Here is a 22,209-nt window from a genome sequence, read left to right as displayed (position 1 = left end):
TACGTTTACTTTCAACGCCAGCATAATCCGTTAGGACAAAAAGGCGCCTCCGTTAATTTTACGAAGTTAAAATTACTTAGCTGATTTTCCCGGGTAAGCGCGTATCAAGAATGGTTATGTTATGGTGTGCGCTATCCACTTGACGCCACTCTGAGCTTATATATGTCCTCCTCTGCGAATTCTCTCAACGCACTTTCCTTTGACAACAGCTACTCCCGTCTGCCTTCACACTTCTATCAGAAAGTACAGCAGACGCCATTGGATGAGGCTCATCTGATCAGCCTCGACAGTGAAGTAGCTGAGTCTCTCGGGTTGAACGCTCATGGGTTGGACACAGAAGAGTTGGCGCGTCATTGCGGAGGTGGGAAAGCCTTGGAAGGAGGCGAATCCATTGCGATGAAATACGCTGGACATCAGTTCGGCCACTATAACCCTGAATTGGGCGATGGCCGTGGTCTGTTGCTGGGTGAGGTCGTCACTCAGGATGGTCGCCGCCTGGATTTGCACCTGAAAGGCGCCGGCCGCACCGCATACTCCCGCTTCGGCGATGGGCGAGCTGTCCTGCGCTCCAGCATTCGGGAATATTTGGTCAGCGCCGCCATGAGAGGGCTTGGCGTTCCCAGCACCCACGCTCTGTGTCTGGTGGGCAGCGAAGAGTTCACCATGCGTAATGGCATGGAGCCCTGCGCCATGATGCTGCGGGTATCGCCCTGTCATATCCGTTTTGGGCACTTCGAGCACTTTTATTACCTGGGGCGGCATGATGATCTCAAGCTGTTGGCGGACTACACTATCGGACGCTATTTTCCTATGCTGCAGGAGGCTGATAATCCCTACCTCGCTATGTTCAGTGAAGTTCGCGATCGTACTGCAGATCTGGTTGCGCAATGGCAAAGTTACGGCTTCGTACATGGAGTGATGAATACAGACAACATGTCTATCATCGGTGAAACCTTTGATTATGGACCGTTTACCTTCCTCGACAGCTACGACCCAAACTTCATCAGCAACAAGAATGACACTGCCGGGCGTTATGCTTTCAAGCAACAGCCGAACATCGCATTATGGAACCTTTCCGCACTGGCCCAGGCGTTATTGCCGCTCATTCCGCTGGATGACCTGAAACAGTCGCTTGATGGTTTCGCAGACCTGTACAGCGCTGCATTTTATGGAAAAATGTCGCAGCGTCTTGGTTTGACTTGCCAGGAGGCTGACAGCAATCAACGTCAATTAATAGACGACCTGATCACACTGTTCGCCACAAACAACACAGATATGAACCGTTTTATGCGTGCATTGAGCCGCTATGACGGCGGTGAGGGCAGTCTGGCCTTTATGTCGGATCTAAGTTGCGGCAGCCGTGGATTCTCGGAGTGGAAAGCCCTATATCGCAAACATGTGGACTCTTCAGGCGCGTCCCTTGAAGACCGAAGCCAGGCGATGCTACAGGTGAATCCTGAGTATATTTTGCGTAACTACATGCTCGAAGAAGCCATCCGGGAAGCGCATCAGGGAGACTACTTGCTGGTGCAAAACCTGCTTCGACTCGTTAAGAATCCTTTCAGCGCCCAGTCCGGCGCAGAGCGTTATGCGGAAGCGTCGCCAGACTGGGCGGAGGCCATCTGTTTGACCTGCTCATCCTGAACGAGCCCCACCAGTATGCGGCCGCTTACTGACTTACTCGTTTAAATCCGTCGTTCTTCGTGTCTATAATGGCGTTCCTATCGCGCAGCTAAAGGAGCATGGCTACCCAGACAACCAAGGACCCTACTCTAAACAATAAATCCCGGGCATGGATCAGCTGAGGATTCTTATCTTAAGAATAATAAGTTAACCACTCTCGCAGAAATGGCGGGCGCATTGCTCGTTATGGGCTGCTTCGGAGCAGGTTTAAAAACAGCCGCCTCCATGCCTGGAAAAGGAACTCATTTTTCAAGGCGACAATGGATATGCTTAAAAAACCACCTTATTCGTTATTTTTCGCGTTTTTTATCTCCCTCTTCCTGTCCAGCACAGGCTACGCCAAACAGGCTCCCGCTCAGGACATTCTTGAATATCTCAATGGAGTTCAGGGAATGGAAGCAGAGGAACTGGACAACTCCCCCGAAGGCTACCGCTACATTCTGATCCGCTATGAGCAGCCAATCGATCACGAAAACCCGGCCATGGGAACCTTCAAGCAACGCATGGTGCTGTTGCACAAGTCCGCAGAAGCGCCGATGGTTTTGGCGACAAACGGCTACAATATCTCCGTCAGCACTTATCGTTACAACCTCACCAAAGTGCTCAACGGCAGTCAGTTGAAAATCGAGCACCGCTATTTCGCGGAATCCACGCCTGATCCCCTGGACTGGCAATATCTGACGATCAAGCAGGCTGCAACCGATCACCACCGCATCGTGCAAGCGATCCGTCCGTTCTATAGCGGCAAGTGGATTTCCCGCGGCGCCAGCAAAGGCGGTATGACCGCGATGTACCATCGCCGTTTCTTCCCCAATGACGTAGACGGCACCGTCGCCAACGTGGCCCCGCAGAGCTTTGGCCGTCTTGATCCCCGCTATGTGACCTTCCAGGAAGAAGTGGGACCGCGCGCCTGTCGCGAGACGCTCAAGCGTTATCAGCGCGAAGTGTTGAAGCGTAGAGAAACCATGAAGGCGTACATCCAGACTTACGCGGCTGAAAACGGCCTGGAGTTTAATCTGGAAGGCGGTCTGGACCGCGTGCTGGACTTGACTATCGGCGAGTTGTACTTCCAGTTCTATCAATACGGCGACCTGGATAATTGCAAAAACATTCCTGCCAAAGACGCCAGCGATCAGGAGCTGTTCGATTTCATGCTGGCTTGGGGGCCGTTGACCTTCGTCACCGATTCCGGTCTGGAGCAGTATGAAGCCTATTTCTATCAGGCGATCACCCAGTTGGGCTACCCCCGCCTGCTCACCAGCCATCTGCGTAACCTGCTGATGTACGATCCGAATGACTACAGCGCCTACGTTAGCGAATGGCCGACTCAACCTTTCGACCACCGAGCTATGTGGGACATCGCCGGTTTCGCTGCGATGAAAAGCACAAACGTCATCATGATCTACGGCGATATCGATCCTTGGACGGCGGCGGCGTTCTTTATCCCGGACTCCAACCGTCGCGGCACCCGCACCTTCATGGTGAAAGGCGGCAATCACGGTTCCGATATCCTGACCTTGAACGAGCGTGATAAGAGCAGAGCTTACTCCATGCTGGAAGATTGGACTGGCGTAGCGCCACAAGATCCGCCCCTTATGCTGAGAAGCCTGTCCATCAGCAAAGACAACGTGCTTGAGCTGGAAGAAGAAGGCCTGCAGCGCCGTCCTTTGTAAACTATTACAGCCTTCGGCGGCGGAGCCCGCCGTCGGGGGCTTTGGATTTACTCGCAAATATTAGACACATGTTCAAGTGTTTGGGCCAGGTCTCCCTCAACCACTTTTTTGAGGACGTTTTTCGCCATAGGCAGACTTTCAAGACAGTGGCGCCTAATGTGGGCTGAGACCTCCTGCTTTATTTATTCCCAGGCTGGCTCATTAATATGCCCCAGACTATTAGGCCATTTCTCTCCGTATTATTTTATTTAAACTAAGTTAAATAATTATATGGATAATCTACTATAGAAAAATAAGAGATAGGCATACATTCTTTCAAGAAATAAGCGCCGCACGCTGCTTTCCTCTATCGTCGAATGATGAGGTTCAGTGCTACTCAATGCGAACTGGCTTCCGGTTAATTATTTTGTTTGATTATTATTTCAACTACTCACTGCATAACTTGTTGCCACATTAGCTTCCTAAGCGCCCCCGCAAGAAAAAATCTGTTGGGATTGATCTAGGAAAGGGTGTCTTTTTTGCTTCAGCTTCGCTAGAATTTAAAAAGCTTTTATGGTCCATTGATGGGGCCGAGTTATAACTTTTTTATTATCTGATTGAATAGTGATCGAAATGACAAAAAGATGTGGAAGCGATCATCTTTATGTCTAATTCATAGTCAGAGTTTCAGAATTGTTAATAACTCGTCAGTCATAGGCGATGCTACTTCGTAGTATAGGATCAAGGATTAAAGACGGGAGGTTTTTAGTGGTCGTCTTAAGAGAATTCCTTTTGAAAACTCAAATCGAGAATGCTTACAGAATTCAGACTGTGGGCTCCATTCTGTGTACCCCTTCCTTTACGGAAAATAAGCAAATATTGCGTTTTTGCGCTGCTCCTCTTTTTTATCATAAAAAATCCTAATACATAAAAATATTTAATCTCGATGCATTCATTTCAATATGGATGCTTTGAGCTATTAATGCGTTATCGCATTTTGGTGATATTTTGGGCGCTATTATAGGGTCAGGATGTCGGTCTGCATAAATCTGTCGTTTCAAAAAATAATGTTTGGTCGAACGTTAATTATTTAGTGGTGAGTAATGAAGGTATTAGTTACAGGCGGGTCCGGTTTTATAGGCGATCATACAATAGACGCGCTTGTGGAAAGAGGGCATGAGGTCGTAGTGCTGGACCGGAGAAAATTAAAGGCCGGTAAAGCCAATGTTGAGTATCACTTGGGAGATATAAATGATGCGTCTGCGGTAACTGAAAGCCTCGCGCATGTTGAAGGATTTATCCATCTTGCTGGAGTGTTGGGTACTCAGGAAACCATTTTAAGCCCAATGACCGCTGCGCGGGCCAACTTTTTAGGTGGTTTGAATGTGTTGGAGGCCGCCGCCCAGTATGGACTCCCAGGCGTTAATATTGCGGTCGGGAATTGGTGGATGAACAACACTTATTCTATCACCAAGAATATGATTGAGCGCTTCATTAAAATGTACAACAAAGAGCGCGCCACCAGAATAAATAATGTTCGCGCCGTTAATACTTATGGACCCAGACAATCAGTTGCAGCGCCGTTCGGGGCAAGTAAAGTCAGGAAGATTGTTCCTTCATTTATTTGTCGTGCGTTGAGCGGGCAGCCTATCGAAGTATACGGAGACGGGCGACAGATTTCCGATATGGTATTTGTTACTGACGTCGCCAACGTACTTGTATCTGCGCTTGAACACGCAGAGAAGAAAGGCCCCCGTCCATACAGTATCGAGGTGGGTTCCCCCGATCATACTACCGTGTTGACCGTGGCCCGCATCGTTCAAGAGACAGCGGTTGAGCTGGGTTATAAAAAAGTTCCCATCGTACATTTGCCCATGCGCCCGGGAGAAGAGAAGGCTTCCATGGTCGAGCGATCTGTTGCTGAGTCTGTGACCCAGGATATTGAAAGAATGTATGAGGAAGGCCGTATTGATGATGACGAAGTTAAGAACGTTCGGGCGCATCTCAGGCCCTTATACAATGACGTAGTGGCTGATTTGGCGACTTTGAATGAGCTGGAAATTGATTCTCGTAAATTCACCGCCCTTAAAGAGGGAATCTCAGCCACCATGCTTTATTACATCAAAGAAAGAGGCGTGCTCTGGAAGGGATAACCTTTCTTTATTCTATTGCTGAAACGCTAATTAAGATAATGCCGATGCGGCTTTGTGCTCAGTGCGCATAAGTCGTTTCGTCATATACGGACATACTGATCAAAAACATAAAGCACCTAAAAAGTAGTAAAGCTTTATAGAGTTTCTGGAGGCCTAAAGTGAGTGAATATAAATCTCTGACCCATGAGGAGGCGGCGGCTAAAATTGTGCGGTTGCTGAACAGGTTCATTTGTCTTGATGAGAGTGGGCTGGTATGGGCTGGCGGAATGACCGACGCAGCGGTTAAGCGCGGTTTAGAGTTGTTGATTAAAGAAGAAAGAATAAGTACATCTGGCCAGTCATACTTTCTTCTCGGAGATACGGAAGCGGGCGAAAGAGTACATCTTTCCGATGTCCGCTGTGGCGAGTGTAATGGCACATTGGTAAGTCAGGACAGGGAGTATTACAGCGCGCTGAATCAGTTGGAAACGCTGTTCAGAAAGCTATCAAACCCTGACATGAGATATAACCAAAACTTTGTTACACCAGATACAAGCATAAGAAGGATAATGTATGCAATGAGGAGGGATGAGCTGGAGGGTAAGAATCTTTACTTTTTAGGAGATGATGATCTAACCAGTCTCGCCGCCGCCATCTTATTAAAAGACGCAAATATTTACGTGTTTGATATCGATGGAAACTTGCTTAATTCTATAAAAACCGTAGCGGAAGAGCTAGGCGTTAAAAATATTCAAGTATTTGAGTATAACGCCGAATATGAACTTCCTGATGGTGTCGCCGGCAACGCCGATTTTGCCTGGGCGGATCCATCCAAGGGCGTATTGGATATATTTTTAAAGCGCTGCTCGGAAATGCTGCGTCCGAAGGGAATACTTTATACTTTTGCGAATCCTGATTACTTGCCGCTTTCTGACCGTTATCAGGTGCTGTCGCAAAAGTATGGCTTTGTAACGACAGATATGGTGCCTAAGTTTAATCAGTACTCTTCATCTGGACAGTATAACCGTGATAGCGCCTCTGATTCAGGGTTCAAGATTGCATTCACTGAATCGTTGTGTCGCGCGGTTAAGTTTTCCTGACCTGACGCCTACGTGAATATTTTAAGGCTAAATAATGCTTGTACTGACTGTCATCGCTTATATCGCAGTATCCATACTTCTTTTAAAAGCAGCATGGAATTTATACGTACTCGTTTATTTGAAGAGACAGCATCATATAAGCATAGTTGGGGGCGATGAAGCTGCGTTTAACGGTAAGCTGTTTATAATTGTCCCCGCCTTGTTTGAAGTTGAGTCTATCGCCGGATTTATTCGGCGCTTGAATGCTGTATGCGCTCTATCTGGCCGGTTGGTCGGGGACGTCGTTATCGTTTGTAATGAAGAGGAAGATAACCCGCGGAATCTAGTGGGCAGACGGGGCGATACGAGTATCAAAACCTGGGAGGCGGCCAACCGGGAAATTTTGATGCTTGAGGAAGGAGAAAGCGCGCCACTGTTTCACGTGCTTAAGTATGGCGGGGAGCACGGACGCGCGGGTCAGCTGAACTATGCATTTGAGCACTTGGTTGAAAAACTCGACATGGGGGCAGGTGATTATTGCATGTTGCTGGATGTCGATGCGCAGTTTGATGAGCAGGTATTCGCGGCAGTGCGCGCGAAAATTAAGTCTGAAAAGCCTGACTTCATACAAATACCGACAACCTATATTTGTGATAAAGAATTTAATAAAGGCTTAGATGAAGTATTTGCGTTGTGGCAAAACTATTTCATGGTGGGTAAGGAGCTATATGCCTATTACAGGCGTTACGCCAGACAGAAAAAGGCAGGCGATATATATAGGCCTTACTTTTGGTATACAGCGAATGGCGCAGTCTTTTCCTGCTCTTATCTGAGGAATATAGGTAAGTTCTGTGAAGGCTATGTGCTTGATGATCTGGCTACCTCTATCAAGATAAATATGCATGGCTGTAAAACGTCGGTGACTGCCAGTCCTATTACTGTCCGCCAATCGCCAGGGTTAAAAAATGAGATTGACCAGAAAGTCACTTGGTCTTTCTCATATATTGAATTATTCGCCTTGTTCAAAGAGCTTTCCTATAACAAAGAGGCAAAGAAAAAGCTGGTTTTCATAGCGCTTCATCGTTGGCGTTTCGGCCTGTTTTGGGCTTTAAGGGGGCCTGTCTGTCTGGCGGCTATGCTAACTATTTTTCTGCCTGGCGCTTATAGCATTATAGGGGGGGTAGCATATATATCTTACGTTTTTTCTGCGTATATGCTTTCTAAATATGCTGGTAAATCAGAAAGCCTATATCAGGCTATGTCTATAGAGAAGCTTGCCGGAATAATTTTGTATCCTGTTATACATAGCTTTATTCCATGGGTTATGATCAAAAGAAAAGTGTTGACTCATAACGGAAAAATAATCAGATATTTGAGTGTAAGATAAATGCGATCGCTGTTTGTTTCCGAAATAGATAAGATTAAGTCATTTGGCAAAAAAAAGAGCTTGAGTTTCGACGGTGCTATCGTTGATATCTACACAGATAATGACTGCTTTTTTAATTTGCTGGATGAGTATTTTTTTTGGCTGAGTAACGAGGAATGCTCACCAAATAGCCACGCAAGATTTACGATTGCTATCGCTCACAGTCCCTCTCTGTTCTTAAGCCTCCTGGCGTCAGTGGAACAGACTGGGGATTATAGCCATGTCAAATTTCATCCCGATACTTTTTTTGAGACGCTTTATGCTGACGCAGAGGTCAGTGTTTTTGAGGCCAGAGGAGGGATTCGACACTTGGTTTGCAGAAGTGATGACTGCAAACAGTTGCTCGTTGTCACGCCTTACGCCGCTGATGATAGAACTGAAAGCCTGAAGCCGGGAATCCGGATTACTAGAGAGGTTTTTCTGCGTTGTTTTGAATCGCAAGGGGCGTTGATGTTGCACTCCTCAGCCGTTGAGGTAAACGGTAAATCTTATCTGTTTATTGGCGATAGCGGCGCTGGCAAGACTACCTTGGCGTCTTATCTGGCCAGGGAGCCAGGATGCCGCTTTATCAGCTCCGACCGCGTGATGCTGATAGAGGAGCGTGACGAGTTTCAGGTCAGGGGCTGGCCGGGAGGCGTCTCGGCGGGCTCTGGTATGATCAACGCCTTGCTGGACGATGTCTCCGCTGCAGAGCGTGACGAAATCTTAAGCTCTATTAAGCATGAGTTAGGCTATGTTAAGAAAAATAAGCTCTTTTTTACTCTGAAAGAGTTCTCGAAGATATTTGATGTCGTAGTTTCTAACGGCGGCCCCATTGCAGGAATATTCTTCCCTCAAATTGATATAACCGCCAGTGAGGCGCAGGCGGAAAGAGTCACGCCTGAAGCCGCTAATCTGAAGATGCTAAAGCAACTGCGGACTCCTTATTGTGAGACTCATCAATATGGTCTTTTGCCAATAGAAGACTCTCCAAGAGAGCAGGTTCTTGAAGCGGCGAAGTTAACGCTGCAGGCCTTTTCAGAGTCAACGCCAGCCTATTCTTTAAAGGGCCACCCGAAAGACTTGGTCAAATATATTTTGGGTATAGGCGCTGTGTAATTAGAAGGGGCATTAGCAATGAATCTGTCGCTGGATGGTCTTCCGGGTTGTGGAAAAACTACTTTCCTGAAGGGACTGTCAAAACATATCGGAATTCCGGTTGTTGATGAATTTATACTCGATATCGATCCGCATACACGGGCTGATGAAGCCTTATATGTGGAAAATGACAATGCCAAGGCTGAAAGAAGTCGGGCTTTTAATAAGTCTCTTTGGGACAGATCCTGCCTGTCGACAATTGCATTTAAGCTCGCACAGGCGGAAATAAATACGGATGTGAAATCATTTCAAGCATGCGCCGTGAGTTTGTATGGAAAACGATTTGTGCTGGCGGATCTTATTTATATATGGGATATCTCCCCAGACACTTCCATTGTTCGTCAGAAGGAAAGAACTATACACGGCGTTGGCGGCGCTATTTTAGATCGGGTCTTTTTGGAAAATTGGAGACGGTCTTACCTAGATATAGCGGAATTATTGTCACAGCAGGGTTATTCAGTGAAGGTCGTAGAATCCTCTGCTGATATCTATCAGTCCAGAATGTTCAAAAAGTTTATTTATGAAGAATTCGATGATCAGAAATTCGGCGAAAGCATTAATCCTACATCAAGGCAAGATCTTGTTAGTGGAGTATAAAAGCGAGACCGATCATTGGTACGCATTACCGGGGGGAGGGCAGGGCAAATTTGAAACGTTGAGCGATGCCTTGGTGAGGGAGTGTATAGAGGAAACCGGGCTTCGTATCAATGTGGGGGATATTTTGTTCGTACGGGAATATATCGGTAAAAACCATGAGTTTGCGGAATTGGACGCCGACGTTCATCAGATTGAATTTATCTTCAGCGCAACATTGGCCGATCCTTATGTTGCCTCACCAGATGAGAGCGTAAAAATGGATAAGGATCAGGTCGGCGTCGCCTGGGTGGAAATTGAAAAGATTATGGACGCTAATCTGTATCCAGTGGTGCTGCGGGAAAAAATTAAAAGCGTGTCGCTTATGCGGGATTCAACCTGTTACCTGGGAGATGTTAACTGAAATGAGAGTGGGCTTCGCAGCATGAAAGTCTGCCTGGTGGGTGGGGCTGGCGCCGGTAAAACAACCATCGCGCGACGCTTGGCGGAAATCCTTGATACGCCGCATATCGATTTTGACGACGTATATTGGGATACCTCTCAAGGGGGCTTCACAAAAAACACCGAAGAGCATATAGCCGGAGAGACCCTGAAGTTAAGTCTTAGACCCTGCTGGATTGTAGAAGGAGCCTATGACCGAAGATTTATTCCCCTGTTTGAGACGGCGGATGTCATCGTGATTATCGAAGCGCCATTTCTGGAAAGATGCCGGCGCTTATTGCTTCGCCTGTTAAAGAACCGGCTAAGTGGGTCGATGCCGAAGGAAACCTTATCTGCGACTGTCCATCTGATTAAGTTTACCCATGAGTATCCCAGGCGATTGGCGCGGGTGCTTGAGCATCATGGCTTATTTAACAAAGTTATCCGGGTAAAAAACCTGGGAGAGTTACGGCGAAAGCTTGGCGTATAGACGATAAAAGCCAGGTGCGCAGGCGGCCAATGGTTGATGAATGGAGATATATCAATGAAAGACGTAGTTGAACTGATTAACTGTTACTTTAATGATGACGCCCCTGCGGTGACGGCTATGCCGGATTTTGAGCTGTTGGCCAAGCATAAGATGTTGGGCGTTCTGCATTGGGCAATGTTTGAGAAGTCTCTCGATAGCTATCCTTCGAGAGTAATGGAAGTCGTTGATGTTTATTCCGACAGGCTACAGAAAGACCATAGAGAAAAAGTGTCTGAAGTTGACGACGTATTTTATCAGTTGAATAAGTCGGGGGTTCCCGCGGTTGTAAGGAAGGGGCTCTCTCTATGTGGGTTTTACCGGCAGCCCTGGCATCGTTACTCCAGAGACATTGATCTTTTAGTGGACGAGAAAGACTTTCCAAAATTGATTGAGGTGCTGGATGCTATTGGCTATCGCGAAGGGGCCTATGACTACGTAAATAAGCAGCCTGTCTATATGGATAAGAAAGAGCGGGTGCAGTATCTTCTGAATCCTGACCATCTGCCATTCAGACACCGTATTGATAACGAATCATCGCAGGCTTTTGTCATTGACATAGCCAACACGCTCTCCTGGTATAAATCAGAAGAGAAAGATAGCGTGGAAGTTTTTATTCGTGATAGTGAAAGCTTTGGAAATATCCGGTTTTTGAATGACCGTCACAAAATCTATGACGTAGGAATGCATTTATTTAAGGATATATTTTTCCGCGGAAATATCCGTAAGCGCGCGCCTTACTTAATCTCTTTTATGGATTTTCATTACTGTCTTCATGCTTCTATCGCCGCATCCGAAGCACAAGGCGTCTCTCCTCACAACAATCTCTTCCTGAATAAAACTCAAAATGTGGTTGAGGGTGTGCTAGGCAATCTGAGTCCACCAGAGAACGATAGGATTTACAATGAAGTGTACGCCAATAGCCAATTTGAAAAAGTTAATGTTTCTATACAAGAGCGTATGGCGGTAACAAGAAGAAGCGAGTATCAGGAACTCGTTAGTCAATTTATATAGCTGTGCTGGAGACTTTCGGCCCTTTCTATAAGGGAGTCTATCTGTTCTCCAGGAGTTAGGAGTGCGTTACAGCCCGTGATTAATCACTAAAGCCTAATGATATGTGTAGGGGCCCGATTTTGTAGGTAGTGGGCATCGATGTCTCCCTCGCATTATTTACGTATCACGGCGCAGCCGTTCTCTTCAATGATGTAAAGGCGGATGTCGCCACATTTTCAGTCAGGGTTAGTCTCTTTCGTATGGATAGTAATAAAGCATTAGTCGCCAAGAACCTTAATAAAACCTATAAAAAATACAAACGAAGCGCAGGGATATATCACTCGTTCCGTTCCATATTTCGCCGGGAGTATGAACTGAAGAGCGCATGTAAGTCGTTCAATCTGGAGGTCGAGAAGGGGGAGCTGATAGGTCTTCTTGGTCCTAACGGCGCGGGAAAGACAACGCTGATGAAAATGTTCAGCGGGATACTCACCCCTACGGCTGGAGATTGTCGAGTCCTGGGCTACACCCCTCATAAACGCAGTATCGAGTTTAGAAAGAAAATTTCATTTGTGATGGGGCAAAAAGGCCAGCTTTGGTGGGACTTGTCCTCTATGGATTCCTTTTTGCTACTGCAAAAATATTATGAAACTGAAAAAGCAGTATTCACGGCCAGGCTGGAGGAGTTGTCCACCTCTTTGAAAGTCGACGGTCTCCTCAATGTTCCTGTAAGAACATTGTCTCTTGGCGAGCGGATGAAGATGGAGTTGATAGCGTGCCTGCTGCACCAACCGGAAGTACTTTTTCTTGATGAACCAACTATTGGCCTGGACTTAGTGTCTCAGCAAACGATCAGGACTTTCCTATCCAACTATCAGAAGAAAAATAACGCTACGATATTCCTGACTTCACACTACATGGCTGACATTGAAGCTTTGTGCTCCAGAGTGGTTTTTATCGCTAATGGAGAGAAAATGTATGATGGAAGTATTGATAGGTTTTCAAGTGTCTTAGGGCGTGACAAGTTTGTCACTTTGCACTTTAGTGAAGCTGTGGATATGCAGGATGGATGTTGGGAGCGCCTCAATCCAAAATGGTCGACGCGACAGTATAAAGTGGAGCTTCGAATACCAGAGGAAAAGTTAAAGGAAGTAACCTATGAACTGTTGAGTAAGTTTCCGGTGGTGGACTTTCAAACAAAAAATTTGCCCATTGAAGAAGTTATGAACACGGTGTTGTCCAAGCCGGAGCTGCTGAAAGCGGATGAGCTCCAATGAGTAAGTGGCTTCAGACAATACGGATCTCTATTTCCAAGCAATTGGCTTATAAAAGCAATCTATTGCTAGCGGTAATAGGCCCCAGCTTAACCTTCTATTTTATCCAGATTAATTTATGGGGCGCGATCTTTGCGTCCAAGGGCGGGCAGGGCATTGCGGGTTACAGCTTGTCGAGCATGCTGGACTATCAGTTTTGGGTTCTGATCATCTCAATTTTCGCCCAATCTCATAACAGTATGTCTGTCGCAGAAGAAATTCGCCATGGAAGAATCAGCGCGCACTTAATTTATCCTTTTGATTTCTGGAAGTATCATATTGCGACTTTTCTTGGTCAGATCTATATCCATTTCTTTATCGCCGCATTTTCTGTAGTGGCGGTATATGCGCTTGGTTTTCTGGATACGATGGATGCAGTTTATGTCATACAGGGAGTTGTCATACTTCTATTGGTTACATTTTTATGGTTTAGCATCAGCTTCACTATCGGTCTGATTGCGTTCTGGCTTGACGAAACCTGGGCGCTGAGAGTTATGTTTTTGACCATAAGTCGCTTTCTTTCAGGGGCGATACTGCCTCTGGAAGTTTTTCCCGTCTGGATGGCGAATGCTTTAATGTACACGCCTTTCCCTTACATGACTTGGCTTCCTGCGAAAGCATTTATGGGAGACCTGCCGCTTCCTTTTGTTACCTGTGTTCTGATACTGCTTCTTTGGCTTCTCGCCAGCTTTGCTCTGGCCAGTTATACATGGGTAAAAGGCATTCGTTTGTACTCCGCTTCCGGGGGCTAAGGAGAGTATGAAGTATTTAAGAATTTATAAGCACTTTATATCTTGTGCTATTTCCGAAGCTACGTCGCATCGGGCTCACTTTGTTATCGTCTTTTTTATTGACCTGCTTTTTTATGCGTCAACGTTTCTAACGATCGAAATTATCTATCAAAACGTCAATTCGGTTGGACCGTGGACAAAGAATCAATTTCTATTTTTTATATCTTTCATGCTCGTTGTAGAGCATTTGTATATGACTCTCGCCAGTAAGAATTTTTGGCGATTCTCTAGACTTGTCAAGACTGGCAAGCTGGACTTGGAGTTATTGCACCCAGTTAACTCGGTTTTCACCATTTTCTTGCGACGAATCAGGGCGGAAAGCCTGCTGGTGACCCCTATTCCTTGGATTGCGCTTTATTATTTTGGCATTCAATTGGAATTGAGTGCGCTAGCGCTTCTTTTAGCGCCTGTACTGGCTCTGTTGGCGTTTACTTTACTGGTTAGTATTGAAGTGCTTATTTCAATGATAATGTTTTACACCATAGAGTTCTCAGGAGTTAATTTCTTCAGGATGCAGCTCCATCACTTTTCAAGATGGCCGGAGTTTATATATGGCGCTCACATTAGAGTCGTATTTATGTTCTTAGTTCCAATACTGAGTGTTGGAAGCGCACCTGTTTATTTTTTACTGGAGAACAGCGATTGGCATTATGTGGTCTTTATGGTTTTTGCTATTGCCGCATTATGGTGTCTGATTAGTCTGGTTTGGCGTTTGTCGTTAAAGTCTTACAATTCAGCATCCAGTTGAATGAAAGAGAAGACAAAATTTTAGCTATATAGGTTTGTGTAGAGTTTAGGAGATAACAGTATGTCTGAGGGGGCGTTAGAACGAGTCAAGCTGGTTGCAGAGCAGCTTTTCCAAGTGAAAATTAGTGATGAAGACGCTGACTCGCCTGTCAGGGAGCTGGGAGTTGACTCAATGAGTTTAATCGACCTCATATTGGAACTGGAGTCAGTATTCGGTTGCAGTCTTGATGCTTCGCAAGTTGACCCCAGAAGCTTTGAAACAATTCGCTCCATTAGTGAGCTTTTTGATGAGTTAAGTAACCCGGCGACTGTCTGAAGTGGTGGGAAGGAAGTAGTGGGAAGAAAGTAGTAGGAAGTATACATCCGCATTGGCTTTCTAGTACTGCATCAGCGCCAGTTCATGAAGAGACGCTGCATAGACTGGCGTGTGAGGTTGGGAAATTTTTATAAGTAATCCAAGAAAATCCTGCATAGGCACGAATCCTATGTCGACATACAGACATAGAAGAGAGGATCGCAATAGTGAATTCAGAGATAGAAAGCATGGGATTACAAGAAGAGCTGGACATTGAAAAGGAACATGATTCAGCAAGCCGTCTCTCAATGAGATTAAATTTTAAAACCGAAGCGGGCTTTACGCCTGATCTGAGGTATTACGCTCGATGCATGGGACAACTTATTAAAATCGGACCTGGGAATAGAGGCAAGCTTAGGCTGGTTGGAGCTACCTCTGAGTTTTCCTTCAAAGGAAAGTTCGTATGTAGAGGCGCTTATACCAAAGATGTTTGGGTGGGGCTCACATCATACTTAAGTAAAACCCCGGAGTTTGGCAATGAACTGGTGGCGCGTACGCCTCTTATAGATTCCGGTAAACCTGCGTCGGGCGTGTGCGCGACGTTATGGTCTGCGACAATAGATGTCCCGGAAGGCTCCTTCGATCTGCAATTGCCATATAATGAATACTTGATGATCTTTGGGGTGAGCTATGCATAAAGAAGTCGAATATGTATATCGCTACAGCCCTGATATTCATAACTGTAAATCACAAACGTTTCATTACTTTATTAGAACCTTAGGAAATGATCCGGAAAAGTATCTTGCTCGAGATGTGGGCCTGTACCTGTTTAAAAGCACTGACGGGGACCACTTTTCTCCCTCATTAAGAAGTTGTGAAGATATTTTAGAGTCAAATGGACTGAGTTTTACAAGGATAAGCGTGGGCTCTGTCGATGAATTACAACATCTAATTAGCAGTAGTCTGCAACAACGAAAAGTGCCACTGTTGAAGTTCAACTTCAAAGTTATCGCTCGTACGCTTCCCGGTATGATTTGGAATCGGGATATCCCTCATATGACCGCTGTGCGTGAAGTGGCGCAGGGTGCGGAAGTTGACTCGCAAGAGTTATTGACCACTTGCAGGTTCAGGGAAAAGCTTGACCCGGTAAAGATCTTTGAGCGAGAAGAGGATAGGGTGGTTCCTATTGAATTCATTGACTATAGCGGTTGTTTAACCACCCCAGATCATGCGGAGCAGGTGATGGTTTCATTATCCCACGCGCATGAGATGAATAACATGGGGGTTCCTGACGCTGGCTTAACCGAACGCTTCCGGGCTGCTGGGTATACGACCCGGCCCGAGTGCGTTGGTGAAGATGTGCTGACTTATATAGCTGACGAATTCAATGCCGCTTTTGAGTCTTCGTACGATGACCTTTCGAGAGTGCTAAAAAAATGGGGACCGCGCCTGGATAGACTTGCAATCAGCCGATACTGGTTTGGCGAATATCTAAAGTGCGCAGGAATAAAGTCGAGCGCCTTGGACGCCCTGATCTCTGAGCTCTCTATCGCCAGTAGTTTGTGGAAATATGTCTATATAGTCAGCCACGATATATTAAGGTCAGACTCAGAATTGAAAAAGGATATTTTTAAGCGAAACATTCAGGACGTCTTAATTAGTGAGGCTCGCCTATTTCAGTATATTGAAAGAATAGCGCTGCATAGTGGGAATTAAACTATATATTCAGAGACGTAAGTTATATGCAAGAGGTTGTTTCTAGCATTGAGTCGATGGGGAGCCGAATACTTAAAAGCTCAATTGAAAGCGACTCAAACGGCGAATTGGTTCATGACGGAGTACTGGCGCTAAAAGAGATCAGGGCTTTTTCTTGTCTGGCGCTTGAGCGTTGTCCGGTTACAGAACTTCGGTCAGCGATTAATATTGCTGCGTCGGTAGGGCAGTATTGCCTTTCTTCTGCAATCGTGTGGAGTATGCACACTCAGCAGTTGTCCGTCATCAAGAGAATGCCGGAGTTTATTCGGGAGAAGCTGCTGGAAGATCTGCTGTTGAATGAAAGCGTCATCGCGTCAGTCACCACTGATATGACGGGCGGCGCCAGTATCTATAAATCCAGTGCGGTATGTACATCCGTCTCTCCTGAATCGGTCATGATTGATCGATTTTCGCCAATTGTCAGTTACTGCGGCCTGGCTGATCACTTCCTGATTACTCTGGGTGGATTTAGCTCTCCGTCTTCTCTTTTGCTTCTGGCCAGAAATGAATGTGATCTGGAGTTGGGTGAAATTAACAGTCAGATGGGCGTCAGGGGGCTGGGGAACCGTTCTCTGGGAATAAAGTCTGAAGTGAGTCCAGACAGGGTGATACAGGCTGATGTCGATAAATTGATTTCTGACTATATGATTCCCTTCGGTCACTTTACTCTTTCTGCATCCTGGTACGGAAACTTGAAGTGGGCGCTGTATGCGATTGTCAAGGATTTAAAAAGAAAGAAAAAACACCTTGATTCCGATACGGTCGTTAAGCAGATCGGTATAGTAAGATCCAGGCTCTACGCTATCGAATCCGTTATATGGAACACGTTTAATCTATATGGCGAATATTATAACAGTGGGTTCAAAACCAAGCCCGTAAACTATGATCTGGCTATCAATGCGTTGAAAGAAATATCTTCCAGCGAAGCAGTGAAATCGATGGAAATGCTGCTGTCTCTTCAGGGGCTGTTTGGCGGCTATATAAAAATGGATGATATAAATATAAACCAAAGATATAGGGATGTAATGTCGGGGCCGTTGATGTTTAGCAATGAGAGAATTCACAAGCTGATTGGGAAGCTGACGTTAATCAACAGGTAGCATAGTTTCAATGATGAATATTCGGTCCAGTTTTATTCGGTATCAGGATAACGAATTTATATTTTTTAATGGCGATTATATAACTTATGGTCAAGCTTACCTGTGCGCGCAACACTACAAAAGAGAAATGCTACAGGGAGACCGCATACTGATATGCGCGGAGAATAGCGCCGATGTGGTTCTGCTCATTATTGCGGCGATGTTAAGGGGGGCGGTCTTTACTTGTATTGATCCGCACGCCAGCGAACTGAATTTGCAGTTTATTGTTGATAAATTCGCGCCTACGCAAGTATTTTGCGGCCCAGATAGTCGCGACAAATTTCCCGGGCATTCGGTGAAGGTGATTTCTGAGATCTCTTGCCCCGTTATCGATGTTCAGAACAGTCTGCCGGATGACGAGGCGTATGCTTACTCGGGATCTGAGACGGCCGCAATTGTCTTCACCAGCGGCACTACAGCCCGACCTAAAGCGATTGAACTAAGCTTCGCCAATATCGCGTTCGCCTCGCAAGCCATACAGGGGGAATTGAATTACTCCGCAACAGACAGGGTGGGCGTGTTTTTGCCGCTGTCGTTTGACGTTGGTTTGTACCAGATATTTCTATGCCTGCTTTCCGGGAGTTCGTTATTCATTTCAAAGGGCGGTCAGCTCACGCCAGCGTCTTTTGTTGAGATGAAGGAGAAGCGGATAACGGTGTTGCCTTCGGTGCCGGGGCTGCTGGCGGTGATGGTGCGCTGGCTGGAAAAGAAGAGTGAATATACTCCTGGCCTGAGGAAAATCACCAGTACCGGAGAAGCGCTGCATCAGGAAAATATAGATAAGCTGGAAGCTCTGTTTCCCGGTGTGAAGATATATTCCATGTATGGGCTGACTGAATGCAAACGGGTATCTGTACTGCCTCCGGAAGAGCTCCATATCAAGCCTGGTTCTGTCGGAAAACCGCTGCCGGGCACGGAGGCGTATGTCTATGCAGACTCAGCGCTGCGTTCGGCCGGCGAGGGCGAACTGGTCGTCGCTGGGCCGCATCTGGCCAAGGGATATCTGAATGATAGCGAAGCGAGTTCAGAACGGTTCAGGTTCATCGATGGCAAGAGATATCTTTTTACAGGAGACATTTTCAGGATTGATCAAGATGGCTACCTGTATTACCAAAGTCGTTCCGACACAATTATTAAAATAAATTCTTACCGCGTTTCACTGGTGGAGATCGAAGCCGCGGCGATGTCTGTGGAAGGCGTATCAGAAGCTTGTGCTTTTAAGTGCGGTCAAAAGCTTGTACTGGTTTACTCTGGAGACAGGGACGCGCTTCAACCCAAAAGCCTTAATGGGCTGATCGAACACTATAAAATCCCCAATACAATTGTTCGTATTGATGACATGGTTAAAACCAATAATGGAAAGCTTGATCGGAAAGAAATCAAAAGAAGATATGAACAGTCGCTTGGGTGTAATTAGAGAGTTCGCTCCAGAGCTGAGTACGCCTTGTTACATATACTTTGGCCAGGAGATTGAGCGAAATATTAATGCGCTGAAATCGGCCTTGCCTTCAGCTAGTCGTATTTATTACTCGGTTAAATCCAATGCTTATCCGGATATTCTGAGTTTGGTGGACAAACACAAACTTGGCGTTGAATGCTCATCTATGGGGGAGCTAAACATTACCGGGGCGGTAGTCCCAGCCGCGCCGTTGATATACTCCGGACCGGCCAAGAGCCCGGATGAGTTGGTTCAGGCTATCAGTCGCAATGCGTTGATTTCAGTTGAGTCGATGAATGAGCTGTCCAATATTTCCCGTATAGCGGAACAGGTTCGCGCCGACCACGTGGATATATTGGTTCGAGTCAACCCGGACAAGCCGCTTAATTCTGGTTTGAGAATGACAGGCGTCGCCTCTCAGTTCGGTGTCCAGGAAAACGAGCTTAGAGAGGTATTTCAGCTGATTAACATGAATAGAAAAATCCGCTGCAGAGGCGTGCATGTTTATTATGGAACTCAAAGCAGCGACGCCAACAGGATACTGGAAGGGGTTGCGAATATCGCCAGGATAGCCCGGGCCTGTAATGAGTATTCAGTAAATCCGTTTGATTTGATTAACTTTGGGGGCGGCTTTTCTTCTCCGTACGCTAATCTGGAGACAGTTGCGGGGTTGGGCGAAGACTTCCGATCGAAGTTGGAAGCCATTCTCAAGCAAGAGGGGGTGAGCCATGTAACTCCTATATTTGAGTCGGGCAGGTTTATAACCGCCACCTCCGGTTTTTTGATGCTGAAGATCAGGGATATCAAAAGTTCTTACGGAAAGAAATATATAGTTGTGGATGGCGGCATCAATATTTTTGGTGGTACGAATGCTGGAGGAAGGTTACTCAGGGCCAGAGTGGACGCTATCAACATTGACCGGGCCGCCGCGGAGCCGAGCGATGTGGAGACAGTGCAAGTCGCAGGACCTTTATGCACGCCCATTGACGTTATGCCCGCCATTAGCCTGAACGCTGACTCCCAAATCGGCGATAGGCTGGTCATCCCTAATGTGGGAGCGTATGGACTAAACTCCGGTTTATTGACTTTTCTTCGCCACCAGGCCCCGTCCGAATACTTTTTCCATTCCGAGACAGAATACAGCAGCAGGAGAATTGAGTACGGATACCGTATTCAGGATGAGCTTTTATAGACGCTCAATGTCTACTTTCGGGAAGTGAAAACAGCGCCTGACCGATGGCGTTTTTATTTCACGATCTCAACTATCAATCATGTAATAAGGAAGTCTATGCTAAGAAGCACACGTGCCTGGAAATTACTGGCCAGCACAGCAGTTGTTACAGTTTTGGCGGCGGGCTGTCAGTCTAATCTAGAGAAAAAAAGCGCCGTCAGAGAGTCGGAAATCAAGAACGTAATCATGATGATCGGCGATGGAATGGGGCCGCAGCAAATTGGTTTGTTGCATGAATATGCGATTAATGCGCCGGACTCCATCTATCATGGTCAGCTCACAGGCATGCAGAAGTTTATGGACGCCGGCGTGCTGGGACTCTCTCGCCACACACCCGCCTATAACTTGGTTGTCGATTCCGCTTGCTCCGCCACTCAGTTGGCCACAGGCGAGCCGGCGCCGTCTGAAGTTATCGGTGTGGATAAAGTGGGGAACCCTGTTGAGACGGTGCTGGAAAAAGCCAAACGTATGGGCAAGTCCACCGGCTTGGTGTCCGATACGCGCCTGACTCACGCCACTCCGGCCTCCTTCGCCGCCCATCGTGCTCATCGCTCCATGGAAAATAAGATCGCGGAAGACATGTTAGCCAATCAAGTTGACGTCATGCTCTCTGGCGGTTTGCGCCACTGGCTACCCAATACTATCAACGACAAAGGCGACTTATTTCGGCAACTGAAAGAGAGGACGGGAGGGACTGTCTATTTGAGGTCTCGACGGATGGATGATAAGAACCTGTTGTTGGAAGCCGAGACGATGGGCTATCAGTTAGCGTTCAACCGACGCCAGTTAGATACCGCCAAAGGCGATAAATTGCTGGGACTGTTCAACTACTCCGGCATGATGAATGGCATTCGCTATACCCATAGCAAAGACGATCCTGAACGCACAGAACCTTCTCTGAAGGAAATGACCATGAAGGCTCTGGATGTATTGTCCCGTAACGAGAAAGGGTTTTTCCTGATGATCGAAGGAGGTCAGATCGATTGGGCGGGTCACGACAACGATGCGGGCTCCTTGCTGCATGAAATGCTCAAGTTCGATGAAACCATCAACTACGTCTACGAGTGGGTGAAGAACCGTCGGGACACCTTGGTTATCATCACAGCAGATCATGAAACCGGCGGATTCGGCTTCAGTTATTCTCGCGCCAACATCCCGGAAGGCGAAGCTCTGACCGGCGCAGCCTTCAAAGAAGCAGCCTATGCGCCGAACTTCAACTTTGGATCTTTCGAGACCTTAAGCAAGTTGTATCAGCAGAAAAAGAGCTTTTCGGATTTGTTCGCCGAGTTTGATCATGGCGATAAGACCCCTGAGCGACTAATGGATCTAATTAATGCCTATAATGAATTTCCAATCACTCTGGCGCAGACCAAAGCACTGCTTGAGCAGGAGCCGACGCAAGTGAAGGAGAACGGCCGAGACACAATGGTCACCAAGTTAGTTCCTAAAGTGCATGACTTTAAATCTTTCTACGCTTATGGCCGGGAAACGCGTCAGGATTTACTGGGCCGCGCCTTGTCTGAAAGCCAGAACATTGTCTGGGCGACGGGCTCCCACACCAGTACGCCGGCGCCGGTCATCGCGTTTGGGCCTGATGGCGTAACTAAGGAATTCTCAAAGTTGTTGCATCACACAGATATCGGTCAACTAGCCAAAAGCGCTATCCAGTAATTTCTGACTGTAAGTCGCGAGCTGGCGGCAGGGCGGGGGAGCTTTAGTTCCCCTTGCTTACTATTTCTTTCTCAGCACTAAAAACTGGCCCCACTCCCCCTTACCAGCCATAATTCCGCCAGTCCATGGCGCATGGGTTTTTTGCGTCCGCCCGGTTAAATTTAACAGTAAATCAACAGCTAGGGAG

20 protein-coding genes are annotated in these 22,209 nt (G+C 46.7%); all 20 read left to right on the top strand.

From position 1 onward, the window contains the following. Window positions 1-162: 162 nt before the first annotated feature. The 20 genes from AC2IBB_RS27795 to AC2IBB_RS27700 all read left to right on the top strand — a co-directional run bounded on the left by AC2IBB_RS27795 (window position 163) and on the right by AC2IBB_RS27700 (window position 22,022). The gene (locus AC2IBB_RS27795; protein WP_486329940.1) at window positions 163-1,644 is read left to right on the top strand and encodes a protein adenylyltransferase SelO; all 1,482 of its coding nucleotides are present in this window, start codon (window positions 163-165) and stop codon (window positions 1,642-1,644) included. A 305-nt stretch (window positions 1,645-1,949) separates the two neighbouring features. Continuing rightward, window positions 1,950-3,356 (top strand): S28 family serine protease, encoded by a 1,407-nt coding sequence (locus AC2IBB_RS27790; protein WP_486329939.1) that lies wholly within the window; start codon window positions 1,950-1,952, stop codon window positions 3,354-3,356. 1,082 nt (window positions 3,357-4,438) lie between these two features. Then, window positions 4,439-5,488, top strand: coding sequence for an NAD-dependent epimerase/dehydratase family protein (locus tag AC2IBB_RS27785; protein ID WP_486329938.1), 1,050 nt, complete (start codon window positions 4,439-4,441; stop codon window positions 5,486-5,488). Window positions 5,489-5,646: 158 nt separating this feature from the next. After that, a complete protein-coding gene (locus tag AC2IBB_RS27780) occupies window positions 5,647-6,567 on the top strand; it encodes a bis-aminopropyl spermidine synthase family protein (protein ID WP_486329937.1) in 921 nt (306 codons plus the stop codon). A 34-nt stretch (window positions 6,568-6,601) separates the two neighbouring features. Beyond that, entirely contained in the window at window positions 6,602-7,933 is a 1,332-nt protein-coding gene (locus AC2IBB_RS27775) for a glycosyltransferase family 2 protein (RefSeq protein ID WP_486329936.1), read from the top strand. After that, window positions 7,934-9,070, top strand: coding sequence for a hypothetical protein (locus AC2IBB_RS27770; RefSeq protein ID WP_486329935.1), 1,137 nt, complete (start codon window positions 7,934-7,936; stop codon window positions 9,068-9,070). A gap of 18 nt (window positions 9,071-9,088) precedes the next feature. Further along, on the top strand, window positions 9,089-9,706 hold the full coding sequence (locus AC2IBB_RS27765) for a DEAD/DEAH box helicase family protein (RefSeq protein WP_486329934.1): 618 nt from the start codon (window positions 9,089-9,091) through the stop codon (window positions 9,704-9,706). Further along, window positions 9,696-10,106 carry an NUDIX domain-containing protein gene (locus tag AC2IBB_RS27760; RefSeq protein ID WP_486329933.1) on the top strand — a complete coding sequence of 137 codons (411 nt, stop codon included), beginning with the start codon at window positions 9,696-9,698 and terminating at the stop codon, window positions 10,104-10,106. The genes AC2IBB_RS27765 and AC2IBB_RS27760 overlap by 11 nt, the downstream gene beginning before the upstream one ends. Window positions 10,107-10,127: 21 nt before the next feature. Beyond that, entirely contained in the window at window positions 10,128-10,613 is a 486-nt protein-coding gene (locus tag AC2IBB_RS27755) for a P-loop NTPase family protein (RefSeq protein WP_486329932.1), read from the top strand. Between the two features lie 54 nt (window positions 10,614-10,667). Next, a complete protein-coding gene (locus AC2IBB_RS27750; protein WP_486329931.1) occupies window positions 10,668-11,663 on the top strand; it encodes a nucleotidyltransferase family protein in 996 nt (331 codons plus the stop codon). Window positions 11,664-11,791: 128 nt separating this feature from the next. Further along, window positions 11,792-12,919, top strand: coding sequence for an ABC transporter ATP-binding protein (locus AC2IBB_RS27745; RefSeq protein ID WP_486329930.1), 1,128 nt, complete (start codon window positions 11,792-11,794; stop codon window positions 12,917-12,919). Continuing rightward, window positions 12,916-13,707 (top strand): ABC transporter permease, encoded by a 792-nt coding sequence (locus AC2IBB_RS27740; protein ID WP_486329929.1) that lies wholly within the window; start codon window positions 12,916-12,918, stop codon window positions 13,705-13,707. The genes AC2IBB_RS27745 and AC2IBB_RS27740 overlap by 4 nt, the downstream gene beginning before the upstream one ends. A 7-nt stretch (window positions 13,708-13,714) precedes the next feature. Next, window positions 13,715-14,494 carry an ABC transporter permease gene (locus AC2IBB_RS27735; RefSeq protein WP_486329928.1) on the top strand — a complete coding sequence of 260 codons (780 nt, stop codon included), beginning with the start codon at window positions 13,715-13,717 and terminating at the stop codon, window positions 14,492-14,494. A gap of 60 nt (window positions 14,495-14,554) precedes the next feature. Continuing rightward, on the top strand, window positions 14,555-14,809 hold the full coding sequence (locus AC2IBB_RS27730) for an acyl carrier protein (protein ID WP_486329927.1): 255 nt from the start codon (window positions 14,555-14,557) through the stop codon (window positions 14,807-14,809). Window positions 14,810-15,036: 227 nt separating this feature from the next. Next, window positions 15,037-15,486 (top strand): hypothetical protein, encoded by a 450-nt coding sequence (locus tag AC2IBB_RS27725; protein ID WP_486329926.1) that lies wholly within the window; start codon window positions 15,037-15,039, stop codon window positions 15,484-15,486. After that, a complete protein-coding gene (locus tag AC2IBB_RS27720) occupies window positions 15,479-16,504 on the top strand; it encodes a hypothetical protein (protein WP_486329925.1) in 1,026 nt (341 codons plus the stop codon). Before AC2IBB_RS27725 ends, AC2IBB_RS27720 begins: the two co-directional genes overlap by 8 nt. A gap of 26 nt (window positions 16,505-16,530) precedes the next feature. Beyond that, complete coding sequence (locus AC2IBB_RS27715; RefSeq protein WP_486329924.1) at window positions 16,531-17,643, top strand: hypothetical protein; 1,113 nt, start codon at window positions 16,531-16,533, stop codon at window positions 17,641-17,643. 10 nt (window positions 17,644-17,653) lie between these two features. After that, window positions 17,654-19,099 (top strand): class I adenylate-forming enzyme family protein, encoded by a 1,446-nt coding sequence (locus AC2IBB_RS27710; protein ID WP_486329923.1) that lies wholly within the window; start codon window positions 17,654-17,656, stop codon window positions 19,097-19,099. Continuing rightward, window positions 19,005-20,312: an alanine racemase gene (locus tag AC2IBB_RS27705; RefSeq protein WP_486329922.1), complete on the top strand. Its 1,308-nt coding sequence runs from the start codon at window positions 19,005-19,007 to the stop codon at window positions 20,310-20,312. Before AC2IBB_RS27710 ends, AC2IBB_RS27705 begins: the two co-directional genes overlap by 95 nt. Window positions 20,313-20,408: 96 nt before the next feature. Further along, window positions 20,409-22,022 (top strand): alkaline phosphatase, encoded by a 1,614-nt coding sequence (locus AC2IBB_RS27700; protein ID WP_486329921.1) that lies wholly within the window; start codon window positions 20,409-20,411, stop codon window positions 22,020-22,022. The last annotated feature ends 187 nt before the right edge of the window (window positions 22,023-22,209 follow it).

This window comes from Hahella sp. NS-SX17 (assembly GCF_057367735.1).
Note: the sequence above shows the minus strand (reverse complement) of the source record. Positions and strands in the feature narration are given on the sequence as shown.